The 20,378-nt window shown below is 69.1% G+C and carries 24 protein-coding genes and 5 pseudogenes; 13 read left to right on the forward strand and 16 right to left on the reverse strand.

Annotated elements, in window-relative coordinates; all coding sequences use genetic code 11:
• Positions 1–35 precede the first annotated feature (35 nt).
• On the reverse strand, positions 36–119 hold the full coding sequence (locus EV567_RS28605; protein WP_351089754.1) for a putative leader peptide: 84 nt from the start codon (positions 117–119) through the stop codon (positions 36–38).
• Between the two features lie 123 nt (positions 120–242).
• On the opposite strand from EV567_RS28605, the gene EV567_RS15260 reads away from it, so the two are divergent.
• Positions 243–665 (forward strand): secondary thiamine-phosphate synthase enzyme YjbQ, encoded by a 423-nt coding sequence (locus EV567_RS15260; RefSeq protein WP_130440234.1) that lies wholly within the window; start codon positions 243–245, stop codon positions 663–665.
• Between the two features lie 59 nt (positions 666–724).
• Here EV567_RS15260 and EV567_RS15265 read toward each other — a convergent pair whose 3' ends face one another.
• Complete coding sequence (locus tag EV567_RS15265; RefSeq protein ID WP_130440236.1) at positions 725–904, reverse strand: hypothetical protein; 180 nt, start codon at positions 902–904, stop codon at positions 725–727.
• A 108-nt stretch (positions 905–1,012) separates the two neighbouring features.
• Positions 1,013–1,841, reverse strand: a pseudogene (locus EV567_RS15270) (IS5 family transposase).
• Between the two features lie 129 nt (positions 1,842–1,970).
• Between EV567_RS15270 and EV567_RS15275 the strand changes: the two are divergent.
• Entirely contained in the window at positions 1,971–2,612 is a 642-nt protein-coding gene (locus tag EV567_RS15275; protein WP_130440238.1) for a superoxide dismutase, read from the forward strand.
• Between the two features lie 118 nt (positions 2,613–2,730).
• Here the strand turns inward: EV567_RS15275 and EV567_RS15280 are convergent, their stop codons facing one another.
• Together EV567_RS15280 and EV567_RS15285 are read right to left on the reverse strand one after the other, a co-directional pair.
• Positions 2,731–4,380 carry an allantoin permease gene (locus tag EV567_RS15280; protein WP_130440668.1) on the reverse strand — a complete coding sequence of 550 codons (1,650 nt, stop codon included), beginning with the start codon at positions 4,378–4,380 and terminating at the stop codon, positions 2,731–2,733.
• A 133-nt stretch (positions 4,381–4,513) separates the two neighbouring features.
• Positions 4,514–5,110: a hypothetical protein gene (locus tag EV567_RS15285; RefSeq protein ID WP_130440240.1), complete on the reverse strand. Its 597-nt coding sequence runs from the start codon at positions 5,108–5,110 to the stop codon at positions 4,514–4,516.
• On the opposite strand from EV567_RS15285, the gene EV567_RS15290 reads away from it, so the two are divergent.
• The 5 genes and pseudogenes from EV567_RS15290 to EV567_RS28500 all read left to right on the forward strand — a co-directional run bounded on the left by EV567_RS15290 (position 5,098) and on the right by EV567_RS28500 (position 7,412).
• Positions 5,098–5,592 (forward strand): ATP-binding cassette domain-containing protein, encoded by a 495-nt coding sequence (locus EV567_RS15290; RefSeq protein ID WP_407071591.1) that lies wholly within the window; start codon positions 5,098–5,100, stop codon positions 5,590–5,592. The two genes, EV567_RS15285 and EV567_RS15290, sit on opposite strands and share 13 nt — an antisense overlap.
• Positions 5,586–6,299, forward strand: a complete 714-nt coding sequence (locus EV567_RS15295; protein ID WP_165430385.1) for an ABC transporter transmembrane domain-containing protein — start codon at positions 5,586–5,588, stop codon at positions 6,297–6,299. The genes EV567_RS15290 and EV567_RS15295 overlap by 7 nt, the downstream gene beginning before the upstream one ends.
• Positions 6,300–6,344: 45 nt before the next feature.
• Positions 6,345–6,592 (forward strand): annotated as a pseudogene (locus tag EV567_RS15300) (CBS domain-containing protein); the annotation flags it as partial.
• Between the two features lie 124 nt (positions 6,593–6,716).
• Positions 6,717–6,944 carry a DUF5133 domain-containing protein gene (locus EV567_RS15305; RefSeq protein WP_130440244.1) on the forward strand — a complete coding sequence of 76 codons (228 nt, stop codon included), beginning with the start codon at positions 6,717–6,719 and terminating at the stop codon, positions 6,942–6,944.
• Positions 6,945–6,966: 22 nt separating this feature from the next.
• Positions 6,967–7,412: pseudogene (locus EV567_RS28500) on the forward strand (DUF6098 family protein).
• A gap of 533 nt (positions 7,413–7,945) precedes the next feature.
• On the opposite strand, the gene EV567_RS15315 reads toward EV567_RS28500, so the two are convergent.
• A complete protein-coding gene (locus EV567_RS15315; protein WP_130440246.1) occupies positions 7,946–8,803 on the reverse strand; it encodes a MerR family transcriptional regulator in 858 nt (285 codons plus the stop codon).
• A 193-nt stretch (positions 8,804–8,996) separates the two neighbouring features.
• On the opposite strand from EV567_RS15315, the gene EV567_RS28610 reads away from it, so the two are divergent.
• Positions 8,997–9,410 (forward strand): hypothetical protein, encoded by a 414-nt coding sequence (locus EV567_RS28610; RefSeq protein WP_407071592.1) that lies wholly within the window; start codon positions 8,997–8,999, stop codon positions 9,408–9,410.
• A 221-nt stretch (positions 9,411–9,631) separates the two neighbouring features.
• Positions 9,632–10,201: a cysteine hydrolase family protein gene (locus tag EV567_RS15330; RefSeq protein ID WP_130440250.1), complete on the forward strand. Its 570-nt coding sequence runs from the start codon at positions 9,632–9,634 to the stop codon at positions 10,199–10,201.
• Positions 10,202–10,736: 535 nt separating this feature from the next.
• Here the strand turns inward: EV567_RS15330 and EV567_RS28615 are convergent.
• The 8 genes and pseudogenes from EV567_RS28615 to EV567_RS15365 all read right to left on the reverse strand — a co-directional run bounded on the left by EV567_RS28615 (position 10,737) and on the right by EV567_RS15365 (position 17,289).
• The gene (locus EV567_RS28615) at positions 10,737–10,949 is read right to left on the reverse strand and encodes a hypothetical protein (RefSeq protein ID WP_407071593.1); all 213 of its coding nucleotides are present in this window, start codon (positions 10,947–10,949) and stop codon (positions 10,737–10,739) included.
• Positions 10,915–11,625, reverse strand: coding sequence for a 4Fe-4S domain-containing protein (locus EV567_RS15335; protein ID WP_407071594.1), 711 nt, complete (start codon positions 11,623–11,625; stop codon positions 10,915–10,917). Before EV567_RS15335 ends, EV567_RS28615 begins: the two co-directional genes overlap by 35 nt.
• 216 nt (positions 11,626–11,841) lie before the next feature.
• Positions 11,842–12,659 (reverse strand): annotated as a pseudogene (locus EV567_RS15340) (IS5 family transposase).
• Between the two features lie 298 nt (positions 12,660–12,957).
• On the reverse strand, positions 12,958–13,761 hold the full coding sequence (locus EV567_RS15345; RefSeq protein WP_130440252.1) for an MBL fold metallo-hydrolase: 804 nt from the start codon (positions 13,759–13,761) through the stop codon (positions 12,958–12,960).
• Between the two features lie 223 nt (positions 13,762–13,984).
• Positions 13,985–14,704, reverse strand: coding sequence for a GDSL-type esterase/lipase family protein (locus EV567_RS15350; protein ID WP_130440254.1), 720 nt, complete (start codon positions 14,702–14,704; stop codon positions 13,985–13,987).
• Complete coding sequence (locus EV567_RS15355) at positions 14,701–15,171, reverse strand: cupin domain-containing protein (RefSeq protein WP_130440256.1); 471 nt, start codon at positions 15,169–15,171, stop codon at positions 14,701–14,703. Before EV567_RS15355 ends, EV567_RS15350 begins: the two co-directional genes overlap by 4 nt.
• An 82-nt stretch (positions 15,172–15,253) precedes the next feature.
• Entirely contained in the window at positions 15,254–16,090 is an 837-nt protein-coding gene (locus EV567_RS15360; RefSeq protein WP_130440259.1) for an AraC family transcriptional regulator, read from the reverse strand.
• Positions 16,091–16,308: 218 nt separating this feature from the next.
• On the reverse strand, positions 16,309–17,289 hold the full coding sequence (locus tag EV567_RS15365) for a helix-turn-helix domain-containing protein (RefSeq protein WP_407071595.1): 981 nt from the start codon (positions 17,287–17,289) through the stop codon (positions 16,309–16,311).
• 143 nt (positions 17,290–17,432) lie between these two features.
• Between EV567_RS15365 and EV567_RS15370 the strand changes: the two genes are divergently transcribed.
• The 3 genes and pseudogenes from EV567_RS15370 to EV567_RS15380 all read left to right on the forward strand — a co-directional run.
• The gene (locus tag EV567_RS15370; protein ID WP_130440261.1) at positions 17,433–17,864 is read left to right on the forward strand and encodes a nuclear transport factor 2 family protein; all 432 of its coding nucleotides are present in this window, start codon (positions 17,433–17,435) and stop codon (positions 17,862–17,864) included.
• 44 nt (positions 17,865–17,908) lie between these two features.
• Positions 17,909–18,301: an MmcQ/YjbR family DNA-binding protein gene (locus tag EV567_RS15375; RefSeq protein ID WP_130440263.1), complete on the forward strand. Its 393-nt coding sequence runs from the start codon at positions 17,909–17,911 to the stop codon at positions 18,299–18,301.
• A gap of 115 nt (positions 18,302–18,416) precedes the next feature.
• Positions 18,417–18,644, forward strand: a pseudogene (locus tag EV567_RS15380) (IS5/IS1182 family transposase); the annotation flags it as partial.
• Between the two features lie 16 nt (positions 18,645–18,660).
• On the opposite strand, the gene EV567_RS15385 reads toward EV567_RS15380, so the two are convergent.
• Both EV567_RS15385 and EV567_RS28505 read right to left on the reverse strand, forming a co-directional pair.
• Complete coding sequence (locus EV567_RS15385; RefSeq protein WP_130440265.1) at positions 18,661–19,053, reverse strand: hypothetical protein; 393 nt, start codon at positions 19,051–19,053, stop codon at positions 18,661–18,663.
• Positions 19,054–19,274: 221 nt separating this feature from the next.
• Positions 19,275–19,550, reverse strand: a complete 276-nt coding sequence (locus tag EV567_RS28505; protein WP_165430387.1) for a hypothetical protein — start codon at positions 19,548–19,550, stop codon at positions 19,275–19,277.
• A 114-nt stretch (positions 19,551–19,664) separates the two neighbouring features.
• Here EV567_RS28505 and EV567_RS15395 point away from each other — a divergent pair, with 114 nt between their 5' ends.
• Positions 19,665–20,303 (forward strand): hypothetical protein, encoded by a 639-nt coding sequence (locus EV567_RS15395; protein ID WP_130440674.1) that lies wholly within the window; start codon positions 19,665–19,667, stop codon positions 20,301–20,303.
• Positions 20,304–20,378 lie beyond the last annotated feature (75 nt).

A 20,378-nucleotide genomic window follows, 5' to 3' on the forward strand; every position in this document is an offset into this window, starting at 1 on the left:
GGCGAAGAGACCGCGAAGGTGGAGAGGGGAAGGCGTCAGCAGCCGCGACGACACGCGGCGGAGGCCACCCGCAGCAGGTCGATATGACCGCGCGTGGTGAGGAAGGCTGAACGCAACATGCGACTGAACGTAGCCAGACGGCCCGACCATGGTCAACGCCGTCTCGCGGATCGGACTGCCGCGCTCCACTCGCCGAACCGCCGGCCGGGTGTGGAATCCGGCATCCGGGTCAGGATGGGAACATGCCAGAAGCGTTCACCACACGAGTCCTGCACATCGCCTCCGGCTCACAGGAGAGCGTCGTCGACCTCACCCGTGACTGCGAGGGCTTCCTCCGGGAGGAGGCGGCCGGTCGCGACGGCCTGCTCAACGTCTTCGTCCCGCACGCCACCGCCGGCATCGCGGTGATCGAGACGGGCGCGGGCAGCGACGACGACCTCCTCGCCGCCCTGCACACCCTGCTCCCCGCAGACGATCGCTGGCAACACCGCCACGGCAGCCCCGGCCACGGCCGCGACCACGTCCTACCGGCCTTCGTCCCACCCCATGCGACCTTGCCGGTCGTCAACGGAAGGCTGCAACTGGGCACGTGGCAGTCGGTCTGCCTGGTGGACACCAACAAGGACAACGTCAACCGTCAGGTCCGACTGAGCTTCCTGGGCTGAGCTGAGCCGGGCCGCCGGTCCTCTCTACGCGGCACGGGCCCGAACGTGATCGAACGCGCTTACGGCGGTCCGGGAGGTGTCGCGTCGGTGAGTGGGCCCAGCAGCGGGAACGCCCGCTCCAGCGGTGTGGTGTCGGTGTGCCAGTCCCTCTTGGCCCCGTTCGCCACCTGACACAGAGTCCACCAGGCGGGCAGGACCGCCAGCCCCACCCCGACCCCGATCAGCTTCCGTCGCTCCAACGAGATCCCCCATGCTGCCTTCGGGGGCACCGTGTCTGGCTCAAGCACCTCACCCGGACCACCTATTGATCACAACCGCATACGCGCCCTTAGGGCGTGTCCGCAAAGTCAGGGCAGCCAGAGTCGTAGGCAGGCGAGGGTGACCAGGGCTTGGCAATGGCGGGCCCGTTTGTCGTATCGGGTGGCCAGGGCCTTGTTGTGCTTGAGCTTGTTGAAGCAGCGTTCGACAACATTGCGGCGCCGGTAGGCCGCGCGGTCGAGCCGGCAGCGGCTCTCGCCTCTGTGGATCCGGCCGTTGATCTGATCGATCCGTTCTGGAATGGCTGCCTTATACCGCGTCTGCGCAGGTAGGAGCGGATCTTCGTGGACGAGTAACCCTTGTCCGCGACGACTCGCTCGGGCCGGGTCCTGGGCCGGCCAGGCCCGCACCGGCTGACGCTGATGCGGGCCATGACCTGCTCGAACTGGGTGCAGTCGTTGACGTTCCCAGCGGTCAGGGTGAAGGCCGGCGGGCGGCCCTGTCCGTCGCAGGCGAGGTGAATCTTCGTGGTCAGCCCGCCGCGGGACCGGCCGATCGCCTCGCCCGGCCAGAGCCCCCTTCTCGGGCCCCGGCCGCATGCTGGTGGGCCCGCACGGTCGTGGAGTCGACACACACGACCGTCCAGTCGACAGTGCCGACGGCATCACAGTGCTGCTGAACGCGTGCCAGGAGCCGGTCCCAGGTGCCGTCGGCCGACCAGCGGCGGAAGCGCTCACAGACCGTCTTCCACGGCCCATAGCGTTCGGGCAGGTCCCGCCAGGCCGCCCCGGTCGACAACTTCCACAGGATCCCGTTGACCACCTGCCGACGGTCCCGCACCGGTCGGCCCATCGGCGGCGGGGCCGGCAACGGCTCGATCACCGCCCACGACTCATCGGTCAGCTCATGACGACGCACCACGAACAAACCAACGACGGCGCCACTTTGCGGACACGACCTAGGACCTATGCCTGATCGGCGATCCGCTTCATCTGCTGCTAGCGTGCAACTGCACATCAGTGGCAATTATGTCGGAGGTTGTTGGACATGGCGGTTTACTCGCTCCCGGAGCTCCCCTACGACTACGCGGCGCTCGAACCGGTCATCAACCCGCAGATCATCGAGCTGCACCATGACAAGCACCACGCGGCGTACGTCAAGGGCGCGAACGACACCCTGGAGCAGCTCGCCGAAGCTCGCGACAAGGAGCAGTGGGGCTCGATCAACGGCCTGGAGAAGAACCTGGCCTTTCACCTTTCCGGCCACATCCTGCACTCCATCTACTGGCACAACATGACCGGCGACGGCGGCGGCGAGCCGCTCGCCGCCGACGGCGTCGGGGACCTCGCCGACGCGATCACCGAGTCCTTCGGCTCCTTCGCCGGCTTCAAGGCCCAGCTGACCAAGGCTGCCGCGACCACCCAGGGCTCAGGATGGGGCGTCCTCGCCTACGAGCCGCTCTCCGGTCGCCTGATCGTCGAGCAGGTCTACGACCACCAGGGCAACGTCGGCCAGGGATCCACCCCGATCCTGGTCTTCGACGCCTGGGAGCACGCCTTCTACCTGCAGTACAAGAACCAGAAGGTCGACTTCATCGAGGCCATGTGGGCCGTCGTCAACTGGCAGGACGTGGCCCGCCGTTACGCCGCCGCCAAGGAGCGCGGCGACAGCCTGCTGCTCGCGCCGTAGCGCGCACCGGACGTCCTGCCTCGTGATCGTCTTCTCAACCTTCACCCGGCAGGCGGTATGACGAAGGGCTCCCGCGAGGACGTGACTCGCGGGAGCCCTTCTGTCGGTCCGGCGGTGGCTACGGCGCGGCGGGCAGTATGTGGTCGCCGACTTTGTCGGTGCTCAGGCACAGCGAGCAGACCACCGCGTGGTGAGTGGCGCAGGCCGCCAGGTCGGGGCGCTCGTAGGGCTGGTGGCAGACGTGGCAGTCGTAGGTCACGGCGCTGGGGTTGCCGTCCGATTCGAGCATCGGCTCGGCGATGCCGTCGTCGCTGCGGCGCAGGTAGTACCTGCCCTTGGTGACGATCGCCATGAGCGGCGTGAGGACGAACGCGATGACGGCGGCTGCGACGGGGGAGTACGGCTGGAGCGTGTCGCCGAGGCCGTGGAAGTACATGGCGATCGACAGGCCGGAGGCCGCGACGAAGGCCACCACGCCCACCGGGTTGACCGCGTACAGCATGCCCCGACGGAACTCCGGCTGGAGCGGGGACAGCTTCAGCAGGTACTTGTTGACGCCGATGTCGGTGGCGACGGTGACGACCCAGGCGATCGCGCAGTTGGAGTAGAAGCCGAGGATGTCGTTGAGGAAGCTGAACATGTCGGCTTCCATCAGCACGAGGGCGAAACCGAGGTTGACCAGGACGAAGATCATGCGGCCGGGGTAGTGCTTGGTGATACGCGTGAAGGAGTTGGTCCACGCCAGCGAGCCGGAGTAGGCGTTCGTGACGTTGATCTTGATCTGGCTGATCACGACGAGGGCCACGGCCAGCGGGACGACCAGCCAGGACGGCATCATCGCGTCGAAGGCGCCACGGAACTGCTGGATCGGCTCGGGCGCCGCGTCCGGGCCGACCTTGGCCAGGATGTAGACGGCGAGGAAGACGCCGATGGCCTGCTTCAGCGCGCCGAGCACCACCCAGCCGGGCCCGGCCATGACCACCGCGGTCCACCAGGTCCGCTTGTTGGCCTCGGTCTTGGGCGGCATGAAGCGGAGGTAGTCGATCTGCTCACCGATCTGGGCGATCAGTGACAGGCAGACACCGGCGCCGAGAAGGACGGATGCGGTGTTGACGCCGCCCTCGCCGTCCGTGCCGGCATAGGCGAGGAAGCGGTCGACCGTGCCGGGGTCGGTGGCGATCAGGTAGATCAGCGGGCCGACCATCAGCAGTAGCCAGACGGGCGTCGTCCACACCTGGAGCTTGCTGAGCGCCTTCATGCCGTAGACGACCAGGGGGATCACCATCAGCGTGGAGACCAAGTAGCCCAGCCAGAGCGGCAGTCCGAGCCCGAGTTTCAGGCCCTGGGCCATGATCGAGCCTTCGAGGGCGAAGAAAATGAAGGTGAAGCTGGCGAAGATGACGCCGGTGAGGACGGAGCCGTAATAGCCGAATCCGGAGCCGCGGGTGATCAGGTCGAGGTCGATGTTGTAGCGGGCGCCGTAGTAGGCGAGCGGGAAGCCGGTGACGAAGATGACAACGGCGGCGACGGCGATCGCGACGAGCGCGTTGCCGGTGCCGTGGGCCAGACCGATGCCGGCGCCGATGGAGAAGTCGGCCATGTAGGCGATGCCGCCGAGGGCGGTCGTCGCCACGACCATCGGGGTCCAGCGGCGGTAACTGCGGGGCGCGAAGCGGAGGGTGTAGTCCTCCAGCGTCTCCTTGACCGCCTGGCCGGCTGCGGCGGACTCCGGCTTCTGCGCGGTTTCCTGAGCGGTGCCTTCTGCCAATCGTGGCTCGATGCTCACGCCACGCCCTCCTTGATGCGGGTTCGGGGACTGGAGGGACGGTAGGCAGCAGGCATTACACCTGAATACTTCCTGCATGAAGGAAGGGTTTCGGCGGTAGTTGGTCCGCAGCAGGTCAGTTGTGAGGAGCGAGCACCAAGACCTCCATGTCGACCCGACCTGCCTTGTCGTCACGGGCGACGGCGGGCACGCTGCTGACCACCTTGAACCCCGCTGCCTCGGCGTGAGGTTCGAGGGCGCGCCGGGTCCAGAGGCGTTCACGGACGGCCGCCAGGTACGCGACGGGTTCACCGTCGTTGCGTGTGCCGTCGGGCAGGAAGAGGGTGCGGGAGAAGTACGGGCCGGCGGGGTCGTGGCGCACGGCGGCGAAGAGCAGGTGCTGCGTGCCCTGGCCGTCGGTGAAATCGGTGGCCAGAACGCCGTTGCGGCGGGCGTAGGTCGTCAGTGCCGGTTCCGTCAGGACGGCACAGCAGAAGACGCCGTGGCCCGGGGCGAGGAGCGGCCGGACGCGGTGCAGGAGCGCGGTGAGCGCCTCGCCGTCGGCGAACATGTTGATCGAGGTGTCGCCGAGCACGGCCGTCGCGTAGCCGTCGCCCAGATCCCTGGTGGTGTCGAAGAAGTCCTGGCACACCACCCTTACGCGGGCGGCGAGTTCCGGGTGCCCGTCCAGGTGGGCGGTGAGACGGGTGGTTGCCGCGCGTGAGGTGTCCACCGCGCTGGATCGTCGAGCAGGCGCTGGCCAGGGTGGGCGCCCAGCACCTGGCCGACCGCGACATCGCCACCCTGTCCGGCGGCGAACACCAGCGCGTCCTGCTGGCCCGCGCCCTGGCCCAGCAGACCCGTGTCCTGGTGCTCGACGAACCCCTCAATCACCCCGACATACGCCACCAGTTGGAAGCTCTCCGCATGATCCGAGGCCTGGGCATCACCACCGTCCTGGCCCTCCACGACCTCGACCTGGCCCTGCGCTACTGCGACCGGCTGTGCGTGCTCGCCGACGGTGTGGTCATGGCCGCCGGACCGCCGCGCGACGTGCTGCAACCACCCTCGATGGCCGAGGTGTTCGGCGTCCGGGCACGGCAGGTGGAGATCGCGCCGGGCGAGCACGCCCTGCGGTGCGAACCCCTGGACGACCCCGGCTCCCCGGACTCCGTCGTACCCCTGGACGCCACCGAGGAGGAGCCCGCGTGCTGACCTCACTGCTCCACTACGCCAGACCCGGTCCCCTCGCTCTCCTCGCGAGCGTGGCCGCGGGCGTCGGAGTCTCGGCCTGCTACGTGGGCCAGAGCCTGCTGCTCACCCTCGCCGTGGCCCGGGGACTGCGCCACGACCTGACCGGTGCCGTCTGGGCCTGCTGCGGCGCGCTCGCCCTCGTCGCCGTCCGTGCCGTGCTCGTCCGGGCTCGCGAGGTCGCCGCCGCCCGCGCCGCGGAACGGGTCAGGACCGACCTGCGGCTGCGCCTGTACCGTCATCTGCTGACCCTGGGCCCCGCCCATGTGACACGGCAGCGCACCGGTGCGGTCCTGACCACACTCCAGGACAGCGTGGACCGGTTCGTCAGCGTCTTCCTGCCCCAGGTCCTCGTCTCCGTCGTCGGCAGGCTCGGCATCGTCGCCGTCCTCGGGGTGATCGGCCCGCCGGTCGCGGCGCTCGTCGCGGTCACCGCCGTCGTCGCGGCGGCCGCGCCCAGATTGCTGCGCCGCCGGATGCGGCGGATGCTCACCGACTGCATGCGCGGCTGGCGGGCCTTGAGCGCCGACTACCTCGACGCCGTCCAGGGCCTCCCCACCCTCAAGGCCGTCGGCGCCGACGAACACTTCGGCACCCGCCTTTCGCGCAGCGCCTGGGACTTCTACCGCTCCTCCCTGCGCTTCACCCAGATCCCGTGCGCTGTTCGCTGACGTTACCGATGGTGTCGTCTGGGAACACGTGCGGCGTCCACTGCCAAGATCGCGACCGCGGGCAAGGACCCCGCTGCCTGTCCGGCCGGGGACCTGGCCCAGGGCGAGGCGGTCACCATCGGCGCCGACGACGACGTGGAAGAGATTCTGCGCACGATGACCGAGCACAAGGTCCGCCGTCTGCCGGTGATCGACGAACACGACCTGGTCGGCATGGTGACCCAGGGCGACGTCGCCCGCTCCTGCCCGACCCCGAGGTCGGCGAGCTGCTCCAGGCCCTGTCCACCGACTGAGGCCCGGACACCGCCCACAGGACCCTGGCCGCCTCCTCGAGATGCGGGGGAATGACGGCTGGGGCCCTGGGAACTCAGGTCGGTGTACAGGCCATGTTGGTTCTGGTGATCGGGGAGACTTGCGATGCTCATGGCACACCCCGCAGTACTGGCGAACCTGATCGAGCAGTACGAGGCGCTGCGGATCCTGCATGCCGAAGAGGGCAGCCCGGAGGTGCGCCAGCGCATGGACGACGTCGCCTACACCCTGTGCGTGTCAACCGGCACGCGTGACATCGACGCCGCGCTCATCGCCGCCCGCCACCGGTTGCCCGGCGCCCGCCCGCAGGACGACTCCCTCCTCACCGCCTGATCGATTTCGCGTCGACCGCTCCATGCGCTCCACTCCCGATCTGCCCACCGTGACCAGCCTTGATGAACTGACCCGGCTGGTCACCAGCCGTCGTGGCCTCTACGTGCGCTGGTCCCTCGGCCCGGAACAGGACCTGCCGCGTGCGAGCAGCAAAGACGAAGCTCCTTGGACATCGAGGACTGGTGGAGCGAGCGGCCGGCACACATCTGGGTCGCCCGCCGGCTCTACGACTACTGCCATCTCCCACACGTCAAGGGTGGGCGGACCCGGCCATCGAGGGTCCCCCAGTTGCCGGACTGTTCGGTGACGATGCCGCACGCCTGCCTGATGACGCGGTCGGCAATCCAGCCCAGCGGTTCGACGTCCCTCACCAGGGGAACCGTGACGGAGCATCCTGAAGGCGGCCTGCTGCGCGCCGGAGCGCGCCTTGAGCCGATCACGAGACGGCCACCCGAAACCTCGGACTGACTTGAAGAACACCGCCAGGTTCGTCCCCTTGCCCCGCCCTGCATCGTCATTCTGACGACCTGCCGTCTCACCCGCCGTTCCTGAAAGAACACCACTGCTCTGGACCTGACGGCCCTGAGACCGGCTGTCGCTGACCCCACCGGTGCAGCGCAGCCGTCAATGCCTGACGAGCTGGCCGTGACATCGGCCCGCCTGAAGACGCGATGCGTGGCGGTACCACGTGCGCGGAGTCGCGTTCGGGGACGGCCGCCGTCCGGTCGGCCAGTCGTTGAAGGACACCCAGGGGATGGCCGAGGCAGGATCCGCCACCGGGACCGGATCGCCTTCAGATGGCGCCGCAGCAGACCGTCGAAGTGGTTGACGGTGCGCGTGCCCAGCGGCAGACGGCACCTGTGGACAAGCGGGCAGGTGCCCTCGGCGTGCTCTTCGGCTCTCTTCACACAGAGCCCAACGGCCGCCGGGGGCACCGTGGTTACGTTCGTGCTGCCATTCCAGGCTGCTCTTGTCGGGCTCGCCCCGAGCGCCGATGCCAGTCAGCAGGTCTGTGGGGCATCGCCGTCCTGATCGGCCGGGTGAAGCAGCTCGATGACACGTTCCTCGTACCGGACGCGGGCCGGGGAGAAGTCGTACGGCATCTTGCCGATGGCCTCCACCACGCTCATCCTCGCCGCGTCTTCCTCCTCACCAGCGTGCTCGTCGTCCTGGTCCAGGAGTTCGTCGAGGGCCTCGTCCAGGCCGGATCTGTCGATGGTGGCTCCCAAGGCGGTCTCATGAGCACACCGCTGGGCAGCCAGGTCTTCGATGCTGGGGTCATCGGGGGACATGGTGTCGTCCAGGGCCCCCTCGGCCTTGGCCAGGCGGTCTTCCTCGGCCCGCAGTTCGGGGTGGGTGGCCAGGGCGATGAACCGGTTGGCCTGGGCGGCGGCCCCCTCGGGGCCGAAGATACGCTCCGTGACCAGAAGGGTGTCGAGATCGGCCGGGCGCAGGGATCCGGGCGGCAGATCGTGCAGGCGGCCACTGACCAGCGGTGAGAGCAGACCCAGGGGGCTGCCCGCCTCGCGGAGGCGGTGCACGGCGGCCTGCTGGGCTTCGATGGCGGCCGCCTTGGAGGCTAGGGATTTCTCCAGCCGGGCCAGGGACTGCTCGATGCCGGTGGCGCCCTCAAAGCTGGCCCGGATGTCATCCAGGGGGATACCCGCATCAGCCATCTTGCGGATCCACAGCAGGCGGATCATGTCGTCGTATCCGTAGCGGCGGCGGTCGTCGCTGCCGCGTTCCGGTTCGGCGAGGAGCCCGATGGCGTGGTAGTGGCGGATGGCGCGGGGGGTGGTCCCGGCGAACGCGGCGGCATCGCCGATCTTGACCCGGCGGGGAATCGCAGGAAGGGGCATGCGAGGGAACCTCTCAATGTCGTACTTGCCGCCTACTGGACCACGTGCCGCTACGGCACATGCAAACCCCACGGCCGCAGGCTCACCCCGCGCTCCCGCACCATCAAGGGGCGTACGGACCGCTGCACGGGCAGAGAAACGCCCCGGATGAACAGACTCGGGAAGCGGCAGCGTCCCTGGTCACAGGCGAGTGGTGAACCGGCCGTCGGGCGGTTTCCGAAGCCAGCCGCGGTCGGCCAGCCTGACCGGCTTCCCGCGCAACGGCTCCAGTCTGGGCCGGGTCATCCCGCCGGCCGCACCTCCGACCGAGGGGTTGATGCTGGTGATGTCCATGAGCGGCGCGTCATCGCCCGGTCGCACGTACCCGCGCGGGTGCGGATTCTTCGACCGCGCGAACGCCATCCTCTTCGGCTGGAGCAGCGCACCGGGCCACAGTTCCCTCAGCCACCGTGAGGCTGTCCTCGACGCGCTCGGGTCCCTGAGCGTGCCGATCATCGCCGACGTCGAGTGCGGCCACGTTCCGCCGTACATGCCGATCGTCAACGGGGCACATGGCCGGATCGTCCACTCGTCGAGCCGTAGCGAGCTGACGCAGACCTTGGGCTGACGCTCCAAGTCGGGCTGGCTTCGTGACTGACGGGCGACACCGCTTGTCACCGAGTCTGGACAGCACTTGGTGCTCACAGGGCGAGAAGGCGTCGACGAGAACTGACACCGGTCATGGGCGCACTGCGGCGCGACGCTGATGACGGTCTCCGAAACCTCCACCGCAGCTCGGTTGATCCACCAGACTTGATCGTGTTCACGAACGGAGAAGGGACGGCAAGCATGGCGAACAGCGCACTTCTGGTGATGGACGTCCAACGGGACGTCGTGGCCATCGCCGACGACGGTTCCGGATATCTTCCGCGCTTGCGCAGGGCGATCGACGGGGCCCGGGCTGCCGGCATCCCCGTGATCTACGTGGTGCTCCGGTTACGGCCCGACGACCTGGAAGTCAGCCCTCGCAACAAGGTGATGACGAACGCCGTGCGGGCCGGTCTGTTCACCGAGGGGGCCCCTGGCACCGAGATCCATCACGACGTTGCCCCCCAGCGGGGCGACGTCGTGGTCACCAAGAGGCGGGGGAGCGCGTTCTCGGGCAGCGACCTCGACTTGGTACTCAGGGCTCGCGATATCGACAGCCTTGTTCTCACCGGCATCGCCACCAGCGCTGTAGTGCTGTCCACCCTGTGGCACGCCATCGACCTGGACTTCGGCCTGACCGTCCTGGCGGATGCCTGCCTCGACACCGACCCCGAGGTGCACCGGATACTCACCGAGAAGCTGTTCCCGCAGTGGGCAGATGTCCTCGCCGTCGAGGACTGGCTCAAAGCCATCGCACCGCAACAGCAGTAGAGATGGCTCTGCTGTGGCCCCAGCGCGTGGAGGGGCTTGTTCTCCCGTGCGGCTGCTGAGTATGTCCTCGATGTCCTTCTGGGTGATCTCACGGAGACTGCGCGGTCTGATCCAAATGCGTCCGCTCCAGGGGAACGAGTAGGCCGCGCTGGTCGAGGAAGGCTGCGACGCGACGTCCTGACCAGCATCAGTCTCGAGGAGGGGGCGTCGATACCGAGCCAGGCGACGAGAAGCCGCAGGACTTGGCGTTGATGTCCCGGGAAGGGGTGGTCCAGTGCTGGTCGGCTGTGAACTGCCGAGAATTGGCGAGGAGTTGTTCGGCCTCGGGTGTCATCGTGGGCGGCTGGATGTACCTGTGCCCGCCTCCAGACACGCGCCGGGGGCGAGAACAGCTCCAACTGTGTGGGTTGATCAAGTGCGGGGACAGCCGGCGGTCGGCCTGGCCGAGCGGGGCCACTTCTTGTTCACACCTGAAGAACCCACGCGGCCACCGTCATGTCATGGCCAACCTGGATCGACCCCGCGAGTCGGGTCGTTACCAGCGCATCGCGGTGAAGTCGATGGGACGGGGCCGCAGTTCGCGGGTGCGCGCCGCCAGCCCCCGCAGCCGCTCGGCCATGTCGTCGGCGGGAAGGCGCCGACGGTCGCCGTGGCCTGGCAGCAGCCACTCGAAGCGTAGCCGGTTGGCGTCCCGGGCCAAGGAGGCGGCCAGTTCACTGATGGAGTACCAGGTGACACTGTCGGCCACCTCGATGTCCGCTGTAGCGCGCGACCAGTAGAAGCTGTCGCCGCTGAAGCAGTACCGCTCGTCCGCGAGGAACAGCACGCTGCCTCGGGTGTGCCCCGGGAAGGGGAAGGCGACCACCCCTTCGGCGATCTTCGCTGGGCCGGTGCCGTGAAGCACACGGTCGGCGTCCGGGGCGGGCATCGAGGTCACCCTCGTGGATCCACAGCCGGGCGCCGAAGCGGTCGGCGTAGCGGCGGCCGTGCGCGGCGTGGTCGCGGTGGGTGAGCAGGACATCTGTGACAGGGCCGAGCCCCTCGTAGCGCGCGGCCAACGATGTGCTCCAGCGCGGCGTGTCCACCATCATCGTGGTGCCGTCGGGGCGGCGCAGTAAGTAGGAGTTGGCCCCCGCGGTGTGCGTGGAGTTGTGCCCGCACAGGTGCACGGTGTCGTCCAGGGCCATCGGAAAGGGGTCCTGTGCCGCCTCCAGCCGCCCGGCCGGGGGACGGATCGACCGGGTGGGACAGGCGTGCGCCGCGGCGTTCAGCTGCCGGAGCTCGGCTCGGCTGCTCGGCTGGCGCAGAACAACCGAGCGGCCGTCGACCTCGCCGATCAAGCCGGGGGCGAGCTGCCTAGCAGCGTCGCAATTCGTGCACCGCTCGTCAACCCACCAGCCGTCCTCGAACCGTTCCTCGCCCACAGCCCGCTCCCTTCCGCACTGAGCCCGCCAACCGGCCGCTCACAGTCCAGGGGTATCCCGCGCCCCGCAGATAAAGGAAGGGGGCTCGGATCTTGTACTTGCGGCATCGTGCCGCTCTGAAAGTCCGGGCGATTCGGGCGGCGGCTACGGCGGCACGGAACCACCGGCAGCCCACCCACCCACATCGAATCAATCGCGGGCCAGGCCTAACTGGCGCTAACAAAGCCTCTGGACGTGTCGGTGGGTGATCAGGCAGACAGCGAGGCCGAGGAAGGCCTCATGGATGTCGGCGCGTCGTTCCCAGCGGATCCGCAGGCGGCGGAAGCCGTGCAGCCAGGAGATCGTGCGCTCGACGACCCAGCGGAAAGTGCCCAGGCCGGTGCCGTGCGGCTGTCCCCGTTCGGCGATCACCGGACGGATCCCCCGCTGCCGCAGCAGCCGGCGGTACTTGTCGTGGTCGTAGCCGCGGTCCGCGAAGAGCATGTCGGGCCGCCGTCGGGGCCTGCCGACGACTCCCGCCACCGGCGGGATCTTGTCCAGCAGGGGCAGGAGTTGGGTGACGTCGTTGCGGTTTCCGCCGGTCAGCGACACCGCGAGCGGGATCCCCTGGCCGTCGGTGATGACGTGGTGCTTGCTGCCCGGGCGTGCGCGGTCGACCGGGCTGGGTCCGCTTTTGGGCCCCTGCGTGCGGCCCTGACGTGGGAGGAGTCGATCACCGCCCGGCTCCAGTCCAGTTGGTTCTTCGACCGCAGCTCATTCAGCAGCAGCTGGTGGAGCTGGTCCCAGACACTGGCCTCGTTCCAGGCCGCCAGGCGGCGCCAGCAGGTCATGCCCGAGCCGAACCCGAGTTCCTGGGGCAGGTACTCCCACTGGATGCCGGTATGCAGAACGAACAGGATCCCGCACAGAGCCTGCCGGTCAGGCACCCGCGGCCGCCCCTCCACCCGCTTCGGCGGCGGATCGGGCAGCAACGGCTCGATGAGCGACCACAGTTCGTCCGACACGATCCACGGCCGCGACTGACGCTTCCCCATGGCCACATCAACGAACGATCAAGCCGACAGTCACATGATCACACCGCTTTTGTTAGAGTCAGTAAGAGGTCCTGACAAAGGCGTTGGACGTGTCGGCGGGTGATCAGGCAGGTGGCGGCTACCTCGACAACTCCGCCCAGCTCCGGAGCTGTTCCGTTGACACCGAGGAAGCTGGACGGCGGCACACAGCGGCCTTCGGCCGCCGAACCAGCCGACGGAGACACCACGAGCGGTCCGCACCCTCGCGCCCTCGAGCATGTCGCTTTGACGGGTACGACCGCCGGCCCTGCCGGGTCGGTCAGCGGACGATGAACGGCTCGGTCAGGTGCGGGGTCGCGAGGTGGAGGGTGCCGGCGGTCCGACTGTGGAGCACCTGCTCTCTTGAGGCCCTTGCCTGCTCAGGGTCCATCTCGTGGGCGTAGGCGAGTTCGGGGTGGAGCAGCTGGATGGCGTGCACGAGCAGATCACCGGTGACGGCGACCGAATCCTGCCCGGACGCGACGAGCACGCTCTGGTGCCCGGGGGTGTGACCCGGCGTGGCGAACACGCGCTCCCCGCTGCGCAGCCGGGCGTCGCCGTCGAGCAGCCTTAGCTGATCGGTCTTCAGGAGCGGGTCGGTCACAGTGGATCGCAGCTGCGGGTTGACCTCCTCGACCGCGTCCAGTTCGGCCTGCTGCAACAGGTACGCGGCGTTCGGGAAGAACGGCCGCGCCTGCTCGCCTCCGACGACGGCCCATCCCACGTGGTCGGTGTGGAGGTGCGTGAGCACCACGGTGTCGACTTCGGACGGTTCGATACCCGCGGCAGCCAGGGAATCCGGGAGGGCCCCGGGCACGGGCGCCCACGAGGCCGCCGGGCTGTCGGCCGGGCCGATCCCCGCGTCGACCAGCGTCACGCCCTGGTCGCTGCGGATCGCGAACGCACGGAACTGCAGCTGCCAGCGCCCGTCGGCGTCGAGCGCGCCGGGGTCGAGCTGGTCGGCCGCCGCCCACTGCGCGACGGTGGCGTCGGGGAACGCCTCGGACCTGGGGGAGAAGAAGGGGCCCGCGCCGTCGGCGAGCGCGATGACGGTGTACGGGCCGACCTGAAGGGAAGGGAGCATCCCGCTCATTTCTGAGAAGTCGGTTCTGCGGGTAATGGGTAGTGCACGCCGGTGAGTTGTTCCGGACGTGACCGAGATATTCTCGGGGCACACGTCGAGCGTCGGTGTTCCGGCCGGGGCCTTGCGGTCGGTGGGGAACAGCGGGCCGCGGGTGCGGCGGGCGATGAGGCGGGGCAGCAGCTGGGCGGTAGAAGGCATCCGACTGGCCGGGCGCCGGAACCGGCTACACGCACTGGGTCAGCAGACCGGCGTCGATGACCTCGGCGATGAGGGTGGCGCCGCGGCTGTTCTGGTGGATGTGGTCGGTCGTGAGCACAAGACCTCGCCGCCGCGAGATCGTGTCGAGGCTGCGGCGCAGCACTGCGCGCTGGACGAGGACGCCGACGACCGCTGCGGGCGTCGCCTCCCGGTATGGAATCGGCGGCGGGTCCGCTTGGCGCAGTTCCTCGATCTGGCGTTCGTGCAGCGGAAGGTAGGCCACCTCGTTGGCGGCGGCGACCTCGGCGATCATCCGGCTGTACGCCTGCGATGCCTGTGCCGCTGCTCCGTCGGGTTGTTGGCCGAGTACCGGCAGCGACAGCAGACCGATCGTCGCGTCGGTCTCCGCTCGCAGCCGCGCGACGACGGCTCCCAGACACTGTTGGAACCAGCCGGCCGACGGGCGAACGGGGAGCTGTTTACGCTTCATGACCTGCTCGACGGGGTAGCCGGCAAGGCTCGCTCGGGCGTCGTTGGTCCCGATCAACACGGTGATCACATCGGGTGGGTTCGTGACGACGGTATCGAGGCGCTGCAAGAGGTTGTGGGCGAAGTCGCCGTTGGCGCCGAAACGGGCAAGCCGCACGTCACCGGGAGGGTGGCGTCGTCCGAGAAGATCCAGGTAGTCGACGCTGAACTGCGCGCGGGTGAGGCTGTCGCCGAGGCACGCGATGCGTGTCGTCACGGCGCTTCCTCCGGGCTGGGCGTACCGACGCGTTGGGTCGGGCGTGCGTCGGTGCGAGGGCGGTGGTCGGTGCCGAGGGTCGCAGTGATGGCCAGGATGGACGCCGGTCCCTCCATGTCGACCACGTGCCATACCCCGGCCGGGTTGACGGTGGCCTCGCCCGGCCCGAGCAGAACGCGGTCGGGCACCCCGTCCACGTCGCGAGTGACCGTCACGGACCCGCTGAGGCAGACGACCAGTTCGTCGCCCGCAGGGTGGCTCTCCCAGTGGTCGCCGGGCCCGTCGCCGTCGAAGATCATCACCATCCGGCCCTCGGCGCCGTCCGCCGCGACCGCGGCGCTGTAGGCCTGGAGCACCTTCGGGTCCCAGGTGAAGCCCTCGACGGGTTTCGCTCTCGATCCCAGTCCGAGGTGCACGGGGGTGGTCCGCAGGTCCATGGCATCGCGTTCGTGGTTGACGAGTCTCATGCCGATGATCGTCCACGACAGCGATCGCGCGGTCTTGAAGAAAAGGGAAGAGAAGCCGACGCGAAGGACAGACGGATGTCGGCTACCCGGCTCCGAGGAGGACTTCGCCGCGACGCCATGCCGTCGGCGATCGGCTTGTGAACTCGCGCCAGTCCCGGACGAGATGGGCCTGGTCGGCATAGCCGGACAGGGTTGCCACCTCGCCCCACGGGAGCGGGTCCTGGGCCGCCGCCAGTTCGTGCGCGTGCTCGAAGCGCAGGACGCGGGCGAAGGTCTTCGGCGACAGGCCCACCTCACCGCGAAACCGCTCGGTGAGGTGCCGGCGGCTCCAGCCGAGTTCCGCGGCGACCGCGCCAACCTGGACGCAACCCCGCGCGGCGACGAGGCGGCGCCATGCCTCGGCTACCTCGGGACGCACCCAGCGCACATGGTCGCCGCAGGCGCCACGGCCTACAGCTCGGAGGAGCAATTCGTCCAGCGCGGTGAACCGTGCCGCCCATGTCGTCGCCGATCGGAGCCGATCGACCAGCTCGACGGCAAGGGCTCCGAGAAGCTCTTCAAGTGGGACCAGTCGGTGGGCGAGCTCGGCGGCGGGCATGCCGTAGATGGCCCGGGCCCCGAGCGGTGTCAGCGATACTCGAACACCTTGCTGGCGCCCGTCGTGGTGAATCGCGACGGACCGGCACATCAGACCGCCGGCCACGCTGCCGAATCGTGTTACCGGTGACCCGTCGTCAACGCCCGCCGCCACCTCCAGAGGATCTGACAGGCTGATCACCGCAGTGAGCGCGCGGCTCGGCGGGCCGCAGTGCACCCCCGTCGGGAGCCCGCGGAGGTCGAAGCCGACATACGAGTCGACGTACTTCCGCAAGACGGGCGCCGGACGTGCACAGACCCCGGTGGCCGTGTGGTCCTCCATTTTGGTCAGTGTACGAGCCGCCCAGCCCATGAACACCGCAGTCCAAGGACTGCTCTGACCTACGGGCGCACCTCGAGGCCGGCCACCCCGTCCCCGACACCGACTCGGGCACCGCCGCCGAGCAGCGCGCCAACGACCAGGCCCACGAGCACCGTCGGCGCCGCACCTGTCAGACGCTCAGCCGTTCTAGGGAGCGTCGATCGGCGGCATCGTCGGCCTCAACCTGGCTCGCCCTCCCGAACGGCTGAACGGACTGAGCTGCTTTTCTGGTGTTCTGCCTGTACCGCCCAGGCGGCGGGGGTGAGGCTGGTGTGGTGGCGGAAGAAGCGGCCGAAGTCGGCGGGGTCGGGGAAGTTCAGGTGGGTGGCGACGGCGCGGGCGGTCCAGCCTGCGGGGCCGAGCAGGCGGCGGGCTTCGAGGAGGCGGCGTTCGTCGATCACCTGGCGGGCGCCGGGGTGGCCGACGTCCTGGGCGGTGCGGGTGAGGGTGCGCACCGAGCAGCCGAGGAGCCGGGCGTAGTCGTCGACGTGGTGCAGTTCGCGGAAGTGGAGTTCCAGGGCGTCGAGGAACCGCTGGTGGAGTGCTGCGCGGCGGGTGGTGGGCGAGGGGGTGGCCGGGGCGCCGGGGCTGTGGGCGAGGCGCAGCAGGAGGGCTTGGAGGAGGTTGCGGCGCAGTGCGTGGTGGAGGTCGAGGGGGCGCCGTCCCAAGGCGCGGTGCTCGTCGAGGAGTTGGTGGGCGGTGCGTTCGGCCCAGGGGGCGTCGTCCGGGTGCGGGGTGAGGACGGCGGGTGCGTCGTGCGCGGTGGCGGGGGCGAGCAGGCGGGCGGTGCCGGCGTCCAGGACGTCCGGCTCGAAGAGGATGAAGGGGCCGGTGGCGGTGGAGGGCGGGTGCCAGCACTGGGTGTGTCCGGGGCGTACCCAGAGCCATTGGCCGGGGGAGACGGTGTGGGTGATGTGGTCGACGTCGTGTTTCAGGACGCCGGACGTCACGAGGATCAGGTAGTGGAAGGTGGCCCGACCCGGGCGCGGCGGGTTCCACGGCCAGTCGTCGTGATCGGCGTGGAAGTCCTCGATCGTGGTGACCTCCAAGCTGTACGGGGTTCCGGCCGGCGGCTGGAAGCCGTACAGCGGGGCGGGCGCTGGGCCCACGGCGGGGCCGGTGGTCTCGTCCTCGGCAGTCTGTCCGTCGATGACCATCATGTGTCCGCAGTTTAGCGTCCCAACCGGACAACCCCGGGACAAAGTGGTTCTCAGGCCCGCGACGGGGCCGCCGGTGCCGGCCGGTACCGGAACTGCACACGTGTCGCCGGATTCGACCGTCCGGCGTCCGCGAAGGGACACGCATGAGCTTCGACAAGGCAGCGATCGGCGCCACCGTTCTGGAGCTGGAGAAGGGCTTCAACGAGCGGTGGAGCGCCGGTGACAACCGCGGCTACCTCGACAACTACGCCGAGGAGATCAGCTGCTTCGACCCGATCCTGAAGGACGTGATCGTGGGTCGCGACCAGGTGGTCGCCCACATCGACGCGCTCTACTCGAACCCGCAGATCGTGCGCAGCGAGTATCTGAACCCCGTCGTGCACGTGAGCGACGGCGGCGACTTCGCGGTCCTGGCCTACAACCTCAACACCTACGTGCTCGACGACGACGGCACGGAGCGGCAGCTGCGGGCCTGGAACGCCACGGAGGCGTACCGGCTGATCGACGGCGAGTGGCGGATCGTGCATTCCAACTGGGCGTTCACACAGACCGCGACCGAGGCGGTCGCGTCCTGACCGTGAGGCAGGGTCCGCAGCGGAGGAGGAAGGAGACACGGGTCATGGACGGCGCAGAAGTGCAGCGGCTGGCCGCCGCGTGCGCCGAGGGACTGCCCGGCTCGGGGCTGGAGCATCCTTTCGGCCCCGAGTGGGACGTGCACAAGGTGCGCGGCAAAGTGTTCATGCTGGTCACAGAGGTGACCGGGGAGCCGATGGTGATCCTCAAGTCCGCCCCCGAGGAGTCGGCCGTGCTGCGTGAGCAGTACGCGGAAATCACTCCCGGCTACCACATGAACAAGAAGCACTGGATCACCCTGCATGGCGGCGCCCTCGACCGCGGCCTGGTCGAGGAGCTGGTCACCGAGTCCTACCGGCTGGTGGTCGAGGGCCTGCCGAAGGCACGGCGGCCGGCGGACCCGGCGACCTACGGCCGGCGTACCGGAGCCGGGCGGTGACCCTCACCGGGGAGAAACTGCAGCAGGCAGCGCGCCGCACGGTAGGACTGCTGCGGGACGACAAGGCGGCACCGGTCGCGTGGGTGATGACGTTGCGGCACCATCGTCAGCGGTGGACCAGGCCGCCAACCGGAGGAAGAAGGGCTCCAGAGGCGGGCGGGCCCATCAGCCACGACGCCGCCCTCTACAAGGAACGGAACGCCGTCGAGCGTCTGATCAACAAACTCAGGCCTGGCAAGGCATCGCCACCCGATACGACAAGACCCCAGACAGCTACCTCGCCAGCTTCCACCTTCGCGCCTTGATGATCCGGATCAGGGATCTCACGTGGACCGCACATTGATCGCAATCGACGCGCTCTAGCCGTACGAGTTGAGTGCCCGGAAGCGGACGGTGTCGCTGCGACGGTCAAACCACAGTTTGGTGGAGTAGCCGCTGCCGTCGCGGTCGAGCTCGTGCGACCGGATCCACTGGGGGTTCGCCGGCCCCTCGCCCTTGAGCGACTTCTCGAACCACGAGGAGAAGTCATCGGTCGGCCCCTCGGAGACGAAGGCGTGGGCCGCCGTCAGCTTGGTAAGTTTCCCCGGTGTCAGCCGGGCGAAGCCAGAGATCACCAGCTCCGGCGACGGTATGCCCCGATCGTCGTCCCGGCTGCTCACCCACTTGGCGTCGGTGAGCGGGCCCAACAGCGGGAACGCCCGCTCCAGCGGTGTGGTGTCGGTGTGCCAGTCCCTCTTGGCCCCGTTCGCCACCTGACACAGGGTCCACCAGGCGGGTAGGACCGCCAGCCCCGCCCCGATCCCGATCAGCTTCCGTCGCTCCAACGAGACCCCCCCCATACTGGCTTCGGAGGCACCTTATCTGGCTCAAGCACCCCACCCGGACCACCCTTTGATCACAACCACATATGCGCCCTTAAGGCTCTCGTCGCCGCCTTCGCGCCGGATGGCACCCCCCTCGCCGTGGGGCACCATCACCCGGCGGCCTGCGCCACGGAGATCGGCGGCATCGGCACGCTTCCCGCCGCCCGACGGCAGGGGCTCGGCACCGCCGTCATGGCGGCCATGGCGGCCGGAACGGCCCGACGCCGGCCACCGGGTGGGCCCACGCCCGTGACCACGGCGTGCCCACCGTCTTCCTCGCCCACGCCGACGAGGCCCTCGCGCGCATCTACGCCCGGCTGGGTGGTCGTCCGGCCGGTACCACCCTGCTCGTCGCCGACCAGGCGGCACGAGGGCGACAGGGCCACGAAGGCCCGCCCCGGGCCAGGGGCGGGTTCAAGCCAGTCGTGTGCTCGGCCCACCGAGAGACCACCGGAGCGTTAGCGTGTCATGCCTATGACAGAGAAGGGGTGACGGCGCACATGAACGGATCCGCGTCCAACAGGCCGGCCCGTGCGGGCCTCGCACTGGGCGCAGCCCTGGTGTCGGCGATGCTCTGCACGCCGGCGACCGCGGCTGGCCCCGAGGAGGCCGGCAAGGGCCCGGGTGCGGCCGCCACCACGCCTGCACACGCCGAACGGGCCTGTCCTGTCGTGTACTTCGACCTGGGGGAGACCCTGGTGCACACCGCCGACGACGGCAGCACCACCTACCTGCCCGGGGCGGCCTCGTACCTGCGGAACCTGCGGGGACGCCACATCAGGGTCGGCCTGATCACCAACGTCCCGCCCTCCTGGGGCACGACCGACGCGGAACGCGCCGCCCGGCTCCGGACCGAGGTCGACGCGACGTGGCGGGGCCCGGTGCCCTTCGCCTGGGCGGACTTCGGCGACCGGATCCGCACGCCGCGCACCGAGGCCGAACGCAAGCCGTCCCCGGTCCTGTGGCAGCGCGCCAAGGACGACTCAGCCGGCTGCCGGGTCGTCTATCAGGCGGAGACCGCCCAGGAGGTGTCCGTCGCCTCCTCGCTGGGCTTCTTGTCGTACCAGGTCGGTCGGCCGAACCGGCCCGTGTTCCTGCCGGCGGGACTGGTCGAACTCCTCGGCCGTCGCCCCGGCTGATCACAGCCCCGGCCTCTGTTGCGGCCGTAGCCCAGCAGGGACCGCCCCGTCGTCGTACGCCCTTGATCCGGGCGT

The organism is Streptomyces sp. BK239, from assembly GCF_004217285.1.
GTDB lineage: Bacteria > Actinomycetota > Actinomycetes > Streptomycetales > Streptomycetaceae > Streptomyces.